The sequence below is a fragment of the Kaistella sp. 97-N-M2 genome, assembly GCF_021513235.1.
Taxonomy (GTDB): domain Bacteria; phylum Bacteroidota; class Bacteroidia; order Flavobacteriales; family Weeksellaceae; genus Kaistella.
This window is the reverse complement of sequence record NZ_CP090976.1, coordinates 1,434,558-1,449,229: the sequence shown is the minus strand read 5'-3', so window position 1 is coordinate 1,449,229 and position 14,672 is coordinate 1,434,558. Positions and strand designations below refer to the sequence as shown.

Genomic DNA, 14,672 nt, shown 5'->3' with positions numbered 1-14,672 from the left:
TTAGACGTATTTTTTTTGAAAATGTTTCAAAGATTTGCATTATTTATAAATTCCGGTCGAAAAGTAAACGTTCGCCTCTTTTTTCCGGGGAAACTTTTCCGTTGTCGAACGCCAAAAATCCATTCACAAAAGTGTGCGTAATTTTAGAGTGAAACGTGCTTCCTTCAAAAGGACTCCAACCGCATTTGTAGAGTACATTTTCTTTAGAAACAATATAACTTTCGTTCAGATCAACCAAAACGAGATCCGCTTTGTAACCTTCTCTAATGAAACCACGCTTTTCAATTTCGAAGAGAATGGCGGGATTATGACACATTTTCTCCACAATTTTTTCTAGAGAAATTTTACCGTTTTTAAAATTTTCGAGCATCACATTGAGACCGTGCTGAACCAAAGGTCCGCCCGATGGTGCTTTCAAATATTTCTGCGATTTTTCTTCCAAAGTATGCGGCGCATGATCGGTGGCGATAACGTCAATTCGGTCATCCAATAAAGCTGCCCAAAGTCCGTCTTTGTCCTTTTGTGTTTTTATGGCGGGATTCCATTTGATGAAATTTCCTTTGGCTGCATAATCTTCATTCGTAAACGTGAGATGATGAACACAAACTTCCGCAGTGATTTTTTTCTCCTTTAAAGGAATATCGTTTCGGAAAACTTCCATTTCTTTCGCCGTGGATAGGTGGAAAACGTGAAGCCGCGCGCCGGTTTTTTTCGCCAGTTCAATTGCTTTCGAAGAGGAAATATAACACGCTTCTTCGCTTCGGATGAGATGATGACAATCAACCGGAATATCTTCACCATATTTTTCTTTAAAAATTTCTGTATTTTTTTTGATGGTCGCTTCATCTTCGCAGTGAACCGCGATGAGCATTTTTACGTTGCGGAAAATTTTTTCCAGTGTTTCGGGATTATCAACAAGCATATTTCCCGTGGATGAACCGAGAAACAACTTAATTCCCGCAACATTTCGCGGATTAGTTTTTAAAACTTCTTCCAAATTATCATTCGTTCCTCCCATCAAAAAAGAATAATTCGCAAAGGATTTTTCGGCTGCGATTTTATATTTTTCTTCTAACAGTTCCTGCGTAACCGCGTTTGGAACCGTGTTCGGCTGTTCCATAAAACTTGTAATTCCGCCAGCAACCGCCGCTCTGGATTCACTTTCGATATCGCCTTTCCAGGTTAAACCGGGTTCGCGAAAATGCACCTGATCATCGATAATTCCGGGAAGCAAATGTTTCCCGGAAGCATCGATAATCTTATCAATACCTTCTTCGGAAATATTTTGGCCAATTTTAGAAATCAAATCATTTTCAATGAGCAGATCACTTTCGATGATCTTATTTTCGTTAACAATTTTGGCGTTTTTGATAAGGATTTTCATGCTGCGGAAAGGAATTTTAGAAATTGAATTTACTGCGAACACACGTTTGGAACTGAGTTTTCACAAATTTAATATTTAAAAACGACTTAAAGACCGCTCTCAAATCTATTTATTTATCTTTGCAGAAATTCAGAAGTTTTGTATAAAAAATTATTGGGACAAACCGCGATTTATGGATTAAGCACAGTTATCATCAGGCTTTTTCCTTTTATCATCAGTCCGTTTGTTACCAACGCTTTTGGCCCGCAATCGCTGGCGCCGTTTATCGACTTTTACTCTGTGGCCGGAATCATTATCGTTCTGCTTTCCCACGGCATGGAAACTACTTTTTTCCGTTTCGCCGAAAAAGAGGAGAACACGAAAAAGTTGATTTCTACAGCAACGATCAGTGTTGCGGGCGCTTCATTCCTCTTCATGTTTTTCTGTTTTGTTTTCCGGCAGGATTTAGCGATCGCTTTCAAAACGCCGGATCAGGTCAACCTTCTCACCATGATGCTTTTCGTTTTAGGCTTGGACGGACTTTCAACAATGCCGTTTGTCATCCTGAGAAAAACCGGGCGCCCAAAGAAGTTTGCTTTAATTAAAATCATCAACGGCGTTATCAATTTTGTACTCGTCGTATTTTTTATCGTTGTTCTGCCTAAGTTAGGTCCGAAGGGGATTTTTGGTTTCAGTTACAACCCCGATTTTGGAATAGGTTATGTTTTTGTAGCGAATTTAGTTGCGAGTGCCGTAACGTTTTTACTTCTCGCGCAGGAGATAAAAGCGGTGCGGATTGCAGCTTTCAGCTGGCCACTCTGGAAGAAAATGATGGCGTATTCCTGGCCTATTACCATTGCAGGCTTAGCAGGCGTCGTGAATGAAACCATGGACCGCCAGTTTTTAAAATACCTCTTACCCGACGGAACAAACACGGAACAAATGGCGATTTACGGTGCCGTATGTAAGATCGTCACTTTTTTAACACTGTTCCGCCAGGCTTATCTTTTGGGCATCGAACCCTTCTTTTTCTCGCATGCAAAAAACGAAAATTCAGGGAAATCTTACGCCAAACTGATGGATCTTTTTGTGATCGTGAACTGCGTTATCTTACTCGCATTATGTGTGAATTTAAATTGGCTGGCAAAGCTGTATCTGGCAAATCCGGCGTACAACGAAGGCATTCCCATTGTGCCGATCGTATTGATCGCGGCGGTTTTTCTGGGAGTTTATTTAAATATGTCCGTCTGGTACAAATTATCCGATAAAACTATTTTCGGCGCTTACATTTCTGTTTTAGGAGCGGCGGTGACCATTGCTGTTAACTTTTATTTTATTCCCGGGTACGGCTATTGGGCATCAACATGGGCAACATTTTTAAGCTACTTTTCGATGATGACGGTTTCTTATTTCCTCGGGCAATATTTTTATCCCGTTCCGTATCACATGAAAAAAATTGTCGGCTATTTAAGTTTGAGTATTTTCCTTTCGGTACTTTCCTATTATGTTCTCGACGGAAACTTAATCATCGGAAACCTTTTCTTTCTGCTCTTTTTAGGCCTGATTTTTTACGTTGAAAAAGACACTTTAAAACAATTAAGAAAAAACTGATATGAAAATTAAAATCATCAATAAATCCAACCATCCTTTACCCAAATATCAGACAGAAATTTCTGCAGGCATGGATCTTTACGCGAATATTGAAGAAAATATCACATTAAAATCGCTCGAAAGGAAACTGGTTCCAACAGGATTGTTTCTGGAACTTCCGGCCGGCGTCGAAGCGCAAATTCGCCCAAGAAGTGGTTTGGCGCTGAAAAACGGAGTTACGGTGCTGAATTCTCCCGGAACCATCGATGCGGATTACCGCGGCGAGATTGGGGTTATTTTAGTAAATTTGTCCGCGGAAGAATTTACGGTTGCCAATGGGGACCGAATTGCCCAAATGGTGATTGCGAAATATGAAACTGCAGTACTGGAAGAAGTTACCATTTTAGGCGAAACTACACGAGGAGCCGGTGGCTTCGGAAGCACTTCAAAATAAAAAAATACAAAAAATAATCTGCCGGCTTCCCGGCAGCAAATATTCAAAAAAATATGAAAATAATCGTTCCTATGGCCGGCCGCGGTTCCAGATTGAGACCACATACTTTGACGGTGCCAAAACCATTAATTCCCATCGCAGGTAAACCTATCGTTCAGCGCCTTGTGGAAGATATTGCAAAAGTCGCCGGCGAAAACATCGATGAGATTGCCTTTATTATTGGCGATTTTGGTGCTGAGGTGGAAGCTTCGCTAATTAAAATTGCAGAAAGTTTAGGTGCCAAAGGAAGCGTTTACACGCAGGACGAACCGCTTGGAACAGCGCACGCCATCAAATGTGCCGAACAGTCGATGCAGGGAGACGTGGTTGTGGCGTTTGCCGATACTTTGTTTAAAGCAGATTTTAAACTCGATAAAAATTCGGACGGCGTGATCTGGGTAAAAAAAGTGGAGGATCCTTCCGCCTTTGGGGTGGTTAAACTTGATGATTATGGTTTTATCACCGATTTCGTAGAAAAACCGAAAACGTTTGTTTCGGATCTGGCGATCATCGGAATTTACTATTTCAGTTCCGCCGAAAAACTCATGTCGGAGATCAATTATATAATGGACAACGACATTAAACAAGGCGGCGAATATCAGTTGACAACCGCTTTGGAAAATCTTCGCCAAAAAGGCTCGAAATTCTCTCTCGGAAAAGTGGATGACTGGATGGATTGCGGAAATAAAAACGCCACCGTAGAGACCAACGGAAAAGTTTTGGAATACGAACGCGAAAACGTGGCCGATTATCCGGCTTCTGCCAAAATTGAAAACTGCATGATTATTCCGCCGTGTTTCATCGGAGAAAATGTGGAGATTTCGAACTCCAAAATTGGACCTCGCGTTTCTATCGGGAACAATACAAAAGTGATCAATTCGAACATCGACAATTCCTTGATTCAGGAAAATACAACAATCGATCATGGTAATTTAAGCAATTCAATGATCGGAAATTCTGCCCAGTATTATGGCGTCGCCCGGGAAATTTCACTGGGTGATTTTTCGGTTTTGGATTTCCTCTCGAATACGAACGGACATTAATATGACCTCATAAATAGATGCACACTAACCATACAAAATCTTTCTTAGGGTTTGGCGTTACTATTGCAAACCTTGCCCATAACTAAAGAATAATATGAAAAAATATATCCTGCTTCTGCTTACGGCCGTTTTGATGATGTCCTGCAAAACAAACACAGCGACAAATCCCGTGGGAACAAGCAATCCGGTGGTCGGAAACACAGCGTTCTTCACTAAAATAAAAGAAAATCCAAATTTTCAGCAACTCAAAATTAATTCGAAAGTCAATATCGAAAACGGAAGTTTTATTCCAACTCTAGACGCGACGATTTATATTGAAAACGGGCAAAAGGTCTGGATGAATATGATTGCCGTTTTCTTAAATGTAGGACGGGGAATTGCAACGCCAGACGGCATAAAAGGTTACGAAAAATGGAACAAAACCTACATCGAATCCGATTTTACTTATTTGAATAAGTTGCTGAATGTAAATTTTATCGACTTCAATTCTCTGCAAAATCTCTTAATTGGAAAAACTTTCATTCCGGTTAATGACAAAGATTTCAACTTAACAAAAAACGCACAGGGTTACAGATTGACTTCCTCAAAAAATTTAAAATTTGAGAATAATGGCGAAGTTTCCGAATATAGCGTAATGATGGATTATTCAACTGATTTTGATTTGACCCAGGTGCACCTGGAAGATAAAAATAAAACCAACCAGCTGGAAATCTCGTATTCTAATTGGACGGGCTTTGAAAACATCCGGTTGCCAAAGAATGTTAAAATAATAATAAAGGGCACAAAAACTAGCCAGATTTTATTGGAAAACACGAGATTTGAGAGTTCGAAAATGGATACTCCGTACTCCGTTCCCAATAATTATATGAAAACTGAGATCAAATGATTAAGAAATTAGGCTTTTTAATAGGAGTTTTTTTGTGCGGAATTTTATTCTCACAGAAAAAGGAACAACTTCAAAAGCAAAATATAGAACTTAAAAAACAAATTGCCTCTATTAACGCCAATCTGGCAAAAACTCAAAAAGAATCTAAACTTTCCGTCGCTTACTTAAATGAAGTCAACAAAAAAATTCAGCTTCGCGAAAAAGTTTATACCAATACCCAAAAAGAAAAACGACTTATTGAGGACGATATTTATCTTCGTCAGTTAGAAATTAACCGCCAGAATAAGGAGTTGGCAGTTTTAAGAAAAAATTATGCAGAGGTTTTGGTGAAAGCCTATAAAAACAAAGGTGTCCAGAATAAAGTAACCTTTATCTTATCTTCCAAAAATCTGGGCGAAGCATTACGGAGAGTTCAGTATCTGAAAGATTATTCCGATTATCAGGATAAAAAAGCAGCGGAGATTTCCGACGTTGCGCGGGAACTTCTTCAAAATGTTGCTTTAAAAAAGAAATCTGCAAAAGATAAAGAAATGATTCTCTCCAACCAGCAGAAAGATCTGTTAACCATTGAAGCAGAAAAGAAACAGAAAGAAAATCTTCTTCAGGACTTTAAGAAAAATGAAGTTCAGCTGACCGCCGAACTTAAGCAAAAGCAAACGGAATCTAAACAACTGGAAGGCCAAATCCGGTCGATTATTGCAGAAGAGATACGAATTGCCAAAGCGAAAGAAGAAGCCAACAGAAAAGCGGAAGCAGAAAAAGTTCGTTTGGCGAAAATTGCGGCAGAAAGGGAAAAGGCAAAAATCGAAGCTGAAAACAGAGCTAAACTGGAGGCGCTTGCCCTCGAAAAAAGGAAAGCTGATGAAGAAGCGAAACGATTAAAAGAGATTTCAGAACGAAAAGCAGAGGAAGAACTCGAACGTTCGAAAATAGCGGCGGCAGCAGATCTGAAGAAGACCGAAGATTCTAAAAAAGCCGCCGATGCAGAAAAAGCAGAAGCCCGAAGAGCAGCAGCGGCAAGAGACGCAGCCATTGCCGCAGCCAATGCAAAAGCTGCAGCAGATAAAGCCGCAACTGCCAGAGCAGCAGAAGCAACATTATCGAAGAAAAATGATGATGATAAAAAAGCGGCAGAAAGCAAAGCGATGACCAATTATGGCGTATCGAGCGCCGTAGGAAACAATTTCGCCTCGAACCGTGGGAAAATGGGAATGCCGGCGTATGGCACCATCACGCACAGGTTTGGAAGACAACCTCATCCCGTTTTCAAAAATATCGTGGAAGAAAACAATGGGATTAAGATTTCGGTTCAGAAAGGCACGGTGGCAAAATGCGTGGCGCCGGGAACAGTTTCCAGAGTGGTAGCCTCCGGCGACGGAACAAAAATGGTTTTTGTAAAACATGGTGATTATTTCACAATTTATGCGAACCTTGCCAATACCATGGTTTCCGCAAATCAACAGGTTTCCGCAGGAACACCGATTGGCGCGGTTGGAGCAGATTTTGACGGAACCTACACCCTCGATTTTCAAATTTGGAACGGAACGAATCCCGTAGATCCATTAGGTTGGATTAATTGATAAATATAAATTAACTTTGTAAAAATTTCAGTATGCAAACACTAGTAATATTAGCACTTTCTTGGCAACATTTATTAATCGTTGCAATTATTTTACTTATTCTTTTTGGAGGAAGAAAAATTCCGGAAATGATGAGAGGTTTAGGTTCCGGTATTAAGGAGTTTAAAGATGCCGTCAAAGAAGAGGATAAGAAATCTCCCGAAGATCCGCTGAGCAACCCAAATCCTACCGGTACCACAAGCACTAGCAACAACAATAATACGCCTACGCACTAAATTTCTGTTTTGATGAGTATGACCGATACTGCGTGGAAAATCTTCAATCAGTCGATAAATGACTACCACCTTTTGGACAATGTAACTTCGCCTATTACCAACCCTTATCCCAACGGCAGTTTGGAATGGCTTTTGTATGCAAAGAATTGGATTGATACCGTTCAATGGCATTTGGAGGATATTATTCGGGATCCCGAAATAGCACCGGATGCAGCGCTTAAAATCAAACGAACAATTGATGCTTCAAACCAACAAAGAACTGATTTGGTTGAATTTATTGACAGTTGGTTTTATAAAAAATATAGTGATATCTCACCAAATTCCGATGCCAAGATCAACACCGAAACGACTGCATGGGCTTTTGACCGATTATCGATTTTGGCATTAAAAGTATATCACATGTCGCAGGAAGCCAACAGAATGTCGGCGAGCGATGAGCACAGACTTTCCTGTTCCGAAAAACTCCGCGTCTTAGAAGAACAAAAAACAGACTTGTCTGAAGCGATTGATCAATTGCTTTTTGATATAGAGAACGGTAAAATTAAGATGAAAATCTACAAACAGATGAAAATGTATAATGATGATAGTCTTAATCCGATCCTCTATCAAAATGTGAAAAATGATCAAGCTAAAATTTAGTTACTTTCTTTTATTTCTATTCCTGTTATCCTGCTCCGTCGAAAAAATAAATCTTTCTCCGGTTAGTAGTGCGGGTTCTGCGGAAAGCAGAACAGGGCGTACTTACACCTTGGAGGAAAAAACTAATTTAATTTTCTACGCGTCCGAACTCACCAATTTAATGGGTTCTTTTCCGAAATTTAGAAATGATGCCGTTAATAAAGAGGTCCAAAATTTAAAGTATCACCTGAAAGATCATATTGGCGCAATGGAAGAATTTAATTTGAAGGGTCTTGAAACTTCCCAAATAAAATTCGAGACTTCTTACAAAAAATTACAAAAACTTCGAAAATTCCTGAACAGCGAGGATGACGAAGTTCTGAACCGCTATCTGGTTCGCATAAAAACCAATATGTCTCTTTTGAACAGCAATATTCCAAAGGACCCGCTCTCTACCTCTAAAAATTAATTTTCCCATGTTGAAAATTCAAGCGGAAGCCAATGTTCCTACAGAATATGGTAATTTCCGGATGATAGCCTTCTCTGAAGATGAAAGTGACTGGATGCCGCACATGGCAATCATTGCCGAAAACACCGATTTTTCCCAACCCATCAACGTACGTTTTCATTCCGAATGTATTACCGGTGAGGTATTTCACTCCAAAAAATGCGAGTGCGGTCAACAGTTGGACGCTGCAATGAAATTCATGGAAGAAAATGGCGGAATGATTATTTATCTGCGCCAGGAAGGTCGAAATATCGGCATCATCAACAAATTGAAAGCCTATTCGTTACAGGAAAAAGGGTTCGACACGGTGGAAGCCAACTTAAAACTCGGTCTTCCGGCAGACGACCGCAATTTTACAGTAGCCATCGATATTTTAACGATTTTGGGCGTGGTTAATATTAACCTTCTCACGAACAATCCGGAAAAAATTAAGGTCGTAAAAAACAGCAACATCCATTTGAATAAAAGAATTCCCTTACAAATAAATTCGACGGTTGAAAGTGCCGGCTATTTAAAAGTGAAGAAAGATTATTTTGGTCATCTTTTAGACAAAAACGAAGAAAAACAATAACGCCGGGAATATTTGTGGCGTTATTATCTTCTTAAAAGGCTATTTTTTTAAAAGTTCAGGGCCGTTTCCAGGGCCAGCTCGATCATCGGTTTCAAGGCAGTTTCGCGTTGATCTGCCGAAATATTTTCGTGTGTCGGAATAATATCGGAAACTGTGAGGATGGTCGCAGCATTTTTTCCTAAATACTGAGCATTTGCAAATAAAGCGAAAGCTTCCATCTCCACGGCAGAACAGTTGTATTTTGAGGCAATCGCCGGAATACCGCTTTCTTTTCGGTAAAAAATATCACTCGTGTGAATGTTCGTTGGTTTAATAAGTAAATCTAATTTTCCTGCAGTTTCATTAATCATTTCGAAAGCTTTTCCCTGATGCGCAATCAAATCCCCTTCAATTCCCCACGCATAGTTTGCATATGTAGATTCGCTCGCAGAAAATTCCACGTTTAAAAGATCGAAAACCTTTAGATCTGTGGTATAGGCACCGCAGGTTCCAATCCGGATGATGGTGTCAACATTAAACTCTGTAAAAAGCTCATAGGAGTAAATGCCAATACTTGGAATCCCCATTCCGCTTGCTCCTACCGAAATTTCTTTGCCTTTATACTTCCCTGTAAAATAGAAAATTCCTCTTGTTTGACTTACCAGTTTTACCTCCTCCAAAAAATGGTCGGCAATATATTTTGCGCGCAATGGATCTCCGGGTTGTAAAACCGTTTTAGCAATTTCTCCTTTCTTCGCAGCGATGTGAACACTCATAATTATTTTTTAAAATTGAATTTTAAATGTAAGGAATTCTACACGGAATTAAAATTTTCTGCACATGATTTTCAATTGTAAACAAAAAAAGTCCAGTGATCTTCACTGGACTTTTTTTTGAATATTTTTAAATTCTATAATTTCTTATCAGGAATATTGAAAAATTTAATTACACTGTCGTAATCGCTATAATCCACGTTTGCATTTTTCCCCTGTGACGCAGGAACCAAAACAATTCTAAAGGTTTGATTTGTTAAATACTGATTTGCTTCTTCAGGTGTGATTTCGGTAGCCAAATTAAAATTCGGATCGTCAATTCTGACCTGCACTGTTTGAGAATCGAAGACGAAATTGTAATCGAACTCTCTTCCCGTAGGTAAATTACCCACATTAGGAAGATAAACAGTTTTTGGAATCATTTGCCATGCGTCACTCACTCTTCGGTAAACCAAAACCACATCAGTGGTGTTTATATTTACTCCCTGCTCTATGGCGTAAGAATTTCCGGCATTTAAACTTCCGGTGATATCGGCCATAACTGAGTAAGTATCATTATCCTGCTGAACCACGTCATCATTTCGGTCGTCACAACTTACAGCCCCAAAAGCGAAAATTGCCACCAGCATTAGTGTAAAATATTTTTTCATTTGATAAATTTTTTAAAAGATTAATTGTTTCTGATTATTTCAAGATGTATGCCATTAAATTCAAATCTACAAATTAAAAATTGTATTTTTGTTTTCCCTCATAATTTAGATAATGAAAAACATCAAAAGTCAAATCTCTTTACTCATATTTCTTTTCTTCAGCTTTCATATTTCGGCGCAGTATCAACCCAAGAACTTAAGTAAAGCAGAATTGAAAGACGCCCAAAATTGGGTAGATGCGACTTATAATTCTCTTTCTCAGGATCAAAAGTTAGGGCAACTTTTTATTGTGGCTTTGTACACCAATAAAGGCGAAGATTTCATCGAAAACGTTCGAAATACTGTAGAAAAGGAGCAAATTGGCGGACTGATTTTGATGCAGGATGATGCCGCGAGGGAAATTAATTTGGTGAATGAATTTCAAAGCAAATCCAAGGTTCCTTTAATGATTGGCATGGATGCGGAATGGGGCGTTTTTCAACGCATCGCAACAGCGCATAAATTTCCCTGGGCCATGACTTTGGGAGCCATTCAGGACAAAAATCTAATTTCGGAAATGGCCGCTAAAATTGCGGAGGACTGCAAGCGAATGGGAATAAACTGGGATTTTGCACCCGTTGTAGATGTGAACACCAATCCCGATAATCCCATTATCGGCAACAGGAGTTTCGGGTCCGATGTTTCCAATGTCGTCAGGTCGGCGCTCGCCTATTCCAACGGTTTGCAGGATCACAAAATTTTGGCTGCGATTAAACATTTTCCAGGACACGGCGACACCAACACCGATTCGCACCTCGATTTGCCCGTAGTTTCGCACAATTTAAAAAGACTGAACGACGTTGAGCTTGCACCTTTCAAAGCTTTAATGAATAAAGGGGTTGGTGGTGTAATGGTGGCGCACTTATACGTGCCTGCATTGGAAAATGAAAAAGGCATCCCGGCATCAGTTTCGAAAAGCATTATTACAGGACTTTTAAAAGGAAAACTCGGTTACAAAGGTTTGATAATTACCGATGCTTTAAATATGGGCGCGGTGGCAAAACGCTACAAACCGGGCGAGCTGGATGCGCTTGCTTTTAAGGCCGGAAATGACATCATGTTATTTTCCGAGGGGGTGAAGGAAGGAAAAAGATTGATTCAGGTAGCGCTCGACAAAAAAGAAATTTCGCAAGACCGCGTAGAAGAAAGCGTGAAGAAAATTCTTCTGACCAAATATTTTTTGGGTTTGTCAAAGTATGAACCAAGAAATCCCGAAAACATTAATGAAGACCTCAATAACGATTCTCACAAAATTTTAGCGGAAAACCTCTACAGCCACGCTTTAACCCTATTAAAAGACGATCAAAAGCTTTTGCCTTTAAATTGCGAGGAAACTTATTATTATGTTCCGTTAGAGGAAGCGCCGTACGAGACTTTTTTGGATCACCTGAATTTGAATGCTACCGTTATCATGAAAAAACCTTCAGAAATTACGAGTATTCCGGCAAATTCCAAAGTTATTGTCGGTTTTCATAAAGATAATTCTACGGCCTACAAACCCTACAAAATTTCTTCAGAAAGTAAAAAGGTTCTATCCGCTCTAAGCAAAAACCAAAATATCATTCTGAATGTTTTTGGATCTGCTTATGCCTTGAAAGATGTGGATATTTCTCAGGTTTCCACGGTTTTGGTGTCCTACGAAAATAATGATGATTCGATGAAAGCCACTGCAAATGCCTTGAACGGACAAACGCGGATCTCCGGAAAACTTCCTGTTTTAGTTAATGAAAACTTAAAGGAGGGAATGGGAATCGACTTAAACGTATCTTCACAGGTGGATCTGAAAAAAACAAAAAACAAAACAATAGTTGAGTAATTTCAACTTAAAAAAATATTTATCTCCAATGAAAATCGGAATTCTCTGTTACCCAACCTATGGCGGAAGTGGCATCGTAGCCACAGAACTCGGCATGTCGCTCGCCAACAAAGGTTATGAAGTGCATTTTATCAGTTCGGCGCTTCCTGCGAGACTAGATATTACCAATCCCAATATTTTTTTCCATAAAGTCAATGTTCAAACGTATCCGCTTTTCCAGTATCAACCGTATGATATTGCGCTCTCGTCCATGATTTACCGCGTTGTGAATTTGTATAAATTAGATCTGCTTCATGCCCATTATGCCATTCCCTACGCGTATGCTGCATTTACCGCCAAACAGATGCTGAAAGAGGAAGGAAAAGATATTCCTTTGGTCACAACTCTGCACGGCACCGATATTACATTGGTTGGTCAGCATCCAAGTTACAAACATGCCGTGGAGTTTTCGATTAACCAATCCGATACGATTACGTCGGTTTCCGAAAGTTTAAAAAAAGATACGCTTCAGTTCTTTCATATTAAAAAAGAAATTGAAGTCATTACAAACTTCATCGACAATTCAGAATTTATTAAAAAAGATGCCTGTCAACGAAGACAGTTCGCCAGCCCCGACGAGAAAATTTTAATCCACGTTTCCAACCTCCGACCTGTAAAAAGAGTGGACGAAGTTTTGGAAATCTTTAAAAATGTTCAGAAAAAAATCAACTGTAAGCTTATCATCATTGGCGAAGGACCCGATATGGAGAAAGTGAATCAGTTCCTGGAAGAACACCCCGATCTGATTAACAAAGTTCGCTTGCTCGGAAAGGTTAATGATCTGTACAAAGTTTTGCAACTCTCCGATGTTTTCCTTTTGCCTTCCGAACAGGAGAGTTTCGGTTTGGCAGCGCTCGAAGCCATGGCCGCAGAAACTCCCGTCATCAGCTCCAACGCCGGCGGAATCCCCGAAGTAAATATTCAGGGCGAAACCGGATTTTTAGCTGAAATTGGTAATGTAGAAGCCATGAGCAACTACACCATTAAATTATTAAGCGATGAAAATCTTTTAACAGAGATGAAAAAAAATGCAAAAGAACAGGCATTACGATTCGACCTGAAAAACATTTTACCGCTGTATGAAAAGATGTATGAGAATACGTTGAGTAATTTCAAAAAATAGTGTTTTCACCATCCTAAATGGTTTTTTCCTTTGTTACTTTGTGTAGAAAGGAAAATTACCATGAACGAAAAACTCCTTCAATATCTCTGGAATTTCAAGATTTTTAAAAGTTTTGATTTCCAGGATGTGAACGGAAATCCGGTTGATATTTTGGATTTTGGAAAGTGGAATTTCAACTCCGGCCCGGATTTTCTCTTTGGAAAAATTAAAACCGAAAATTTTACCCTCGCCGGACATATTGAACTTCACGTTAAATCTTCCGATTATATTTTTCACCAGCACTCCGGCAATCCCGAATTCGAAAATTTAATTTTGCATGCGGTTTTCATTCACGATGTGGAGATTGAAGAATTGAATAATAAAGGTATTCCTACGCTAGAACTGAAAGAATACATCGACGAAAGTCTCCTTTGGAAATACGAATCTCTTTTAAAAAATAACCAGTTTATCCCGTGCGCAGGCCTGTTCGAGGCGAAAAAAGTTCCTTTTCAATTCTGGGAAGAAAGCCTGCTGAAAAAACTGGACGAAAAATCCATCCAAATTGACGAATCCTTACGCGAACATCAAAATAATTATGAAGCAGTCCTTTTTCATCAGCTTGCCTATGCTTTTGGGCTGAAAGTGAATGCCGCTATTTTCAAACAAATGGCAGAAAGTCTGGACTTTTCGGTGGTTAATAAAGTCCGCCAATATCAAACACAACTCGAAGCCCTGCTTTTCGGGATGAGCAACTGGTTAGACCACCCAACGGACGGGCAAACTAAGATATGGAAGCGCGACTTCGATTTTTTAAGAGTAAAATATCAACTCAGCAACCTGCGGTTTAATCCAAAATTTTCGCGACTGCGGCCGCCCAATTTCCCAACTTTGCGTCTGTCGCAGCTCGCTGCTTTATATCATTTGAATCAGAATCTGTTTTCGCACCTGATGACGGCAAAAAAGGTTTCCGAAATTTATCGGATTTTCGAAAAGGTAAAAGCCAGTGAATACTGGGATAACCATTTTAATTTCGGTAAAATTTCACCGATAGTAGGCGAAAAATTTCTGACGACAGATTTTGTGGATCTTGTTTTAATCAACGCGGTATTGCCTTTAAAATATACCTATCACAAAAATTTCGACGAAAATACGGCAGATGAGATCATCACTTTTTACCGCAAAATTGCGCCGGAAAAAAACATCATTATTGAGGGTTGGGCCACGCTCGGGGTAAAAGCAGAAAATGCCGCAGATTCTCAGGCACTGCTTTATCATTACAAAAATTTCTGCGAAACGAAAAATTGTTTAAACTGCAGTATCGGTTTTAAACTTTTAAGAAACACCTAA

Annotated in this window: 15 protein-coding genes; 12 read left to right on the top strand and 3 right to left on the bottom strand. The window is 39.5% G+C overall.

Annotated features, from left to right (window positions below; genetic code table 11):
• Positions 1-43: 43 nt before the first annotated feature.
• Positions 44-1,384: a dihydroorotase gene (locus tag L0B70_RS06940; RefSeq protein WP_235141103.1), complete on the bottom strand. Its 1,341-nt coding sequence runs from the start codon at positions 1,382-1,384 to the stop codon at positions 44-46.
• A gap of 138 nt (positions 1,385-1,522) precedes the next feature.
• Here L0B70_RS06940 and L0B70_RS06935 point away from each other — a divergent pair, with 138 nt between their 5' ends.
• The 9 genes from L0B70_RS06935 (at position 1,523) to ribA (ending at position 8,927) form a co-directional block, all read left to right on the top strand.
• A complete protein-coding gene (locus tag L0B70_RS06935) occupies positions 1,523-2,974 on the top strand; it encodes a lipopolysaccharide biosynthesis protein (protein ID WP_235141102.1) in 1,452 nt (483 codons plus the stop codon).
• 1 nt (position 2,975) lies between these two features.
• The gene (gene dut / locus L0B70_RS06930) at positions 2,976-3,407 is read left to right on the top strand and encodes a dUTP diphosphatase (protein ID WP_235141101.1); all 432 of its coding nucleotides are present in this window, start codon (positions 2,976-2,978) and stop codon (positions 3,405-3,407) included.
• 53 nt (positions 3,408-3,460) lie between these two features.
• A complete protein-coding gene (locus tag L0B70_RS06925; RefSeq protein WP_235141100.1) occupies positions 3,461-4,489 on the top strand; it encodes a sugar phosphate nucleotidyltransferase in 1,029 nt (342 codons plus the stop codon).
• Between the two features lie 94 nt (positions 4,490-4,583).
• Positions 4,584-5,375, top strand: coding sequence for a DUF4292 domain-containing protein (locus L0B70_RS06920; protein WP_235141099.1), 792 nt, complete (start codon positions 4,584-4,586; stop codon positions 5,373-5,375).
• Entirely contained in the window at positions 5,372-6,955 is a 1,584-nt protein-coding gene (locus tag L0B70_RS06915) for a peptidoglycan DD-metalloendopeptidase family protein (RefSeq protein WP_235141098.1), read from the top strand. Before L0B70_RS06920 ends, L0B70_RS06915 begins: the two co-directional genes overlap by 4 nt.
• A 32-nt stretch (positions 6,956-6,987) precedes the next feature.
• Entirely contained in the window at positions 6,988-7,230 is a 243-nt protein-coding gene (locus tag L0B70_RS06910) for a twin-arginine translocase TatA/TatE family subunit (RefSeq protein WP_235141097.1), read from the top strand.
• 12 nt (positions 7,231-7,242) lie between these two features.
• Complete coding sequence (locus L0B70_RS06905) at positions 7,243-7,869, top strand: DUF4254 domain-containing protein (RefSeq protein ID WP_235141096.1); 627 nt, start codon at positions 7,243-7,245, stop codon at positions 7,867-7,869.
• Positions 7,850-8,317 (top strand): hypothetical protein, encoded by a 468-nt coding sequence (locus tag L0B70_RS06900; RefSeq protein WP_235141095.1) that lies wholly within the window; start codon positions 7,850-7,852, stop codon positions 8,315-8,317. Before L0B70_RS06905 ends, L0B70_RS06900 begins: the two co-directional genes overlap by 20 nt.
• A gap of 7 nt (positions 8,318-8,324) precedes the next feature.
• On the top strand, positions 8,325-8,927 hold the full coding sequence (ribA, locus tag L0B70_RS06895) for a GTP cyclohydrolase II (RefSeq protein ID WP_235141094.1): 603 nt from the start codon (positions 8,325-8,327) through the stop codon (positions 8,925-8,927).
• Positions 8,928-8,974: 47 nt separating this feature from the next.
• On the opposite strand, the gene deoD is transcribed toward ribA, so the two are convergent.
• Together deoD and L0B70_RS06885 are read right to left on the bottom strand one after the other, a co-directional pair.
• On the bottom strand, positions 8,975-9,682 hold the full coding sequence (deoD, locus tag L0B70_RS06890; protein ID WP_235141093.1) for a purine-nucleoside phosphorylase: 708 nt from the start codon (positions 9,680-9,682) through the stop codon (positions 8,975-8,977).
• Positions 9,683-9,816: 134 nt separating this feature from the next.
• Positions 9,817-10,329, bottom strand: a complete 513-nt coding sequence (locus L0B70_RS06885) for a hypothetical protein (protein ID WP_235141092.1) — start codon at positions 10,327-10,329, stop codon at positions 9,817-9,819.
• A 112-nt stretch (positions 10,330-10,441) separates the two neighbouring features.
• On the opposite strand from L0B70_RS06885, the gene L0B70_RS06880 reads away from it, so the two are divergent.
• Genes L0B70_RS06880 through L0B70_RS06870 form a run of 3 tightly spaced genes read left to right on the top strand, consistent with a single transcriptional unit; the run spans position 10,442 to position 14,672 of the window.
• Positions 10,442-12,184: a glycoside hydrolase family 3 protein gene (locus L0B70_RS06880; RefSeq protein ID WP_235141091.1), complete on the top strand. Its 1,743-nt coding sequence runs from the start codon at positions 10,442-10,444 to the stop codon at positions 12,182-12,184.
• A gap of 28 nt (positions 12,185-12,212) precedes the next feature.
• A complete protein-coding gene (gene bshA, locus L0B70_RS06875; protein ID WP_235141090.1) occupies positions 12,213-13,346 on the top strand; it encodes an N-acetyl-alpha-D-glucosaminyl L-malate synthase BshA in 1,134 nt (377 codons plus the stop codon).
• 60 nt (positions 13,347-13,406) lie between these two features.
• Positions 13,407-14,672, top strand: coding sequence for a DUF2851 family protein (locus L0B70_RS06870; RefSeq protein WP_235143536.1), 1,266 nt, complete (start codon positions 13,407-13,409; stop codon positions 14,670-14,672).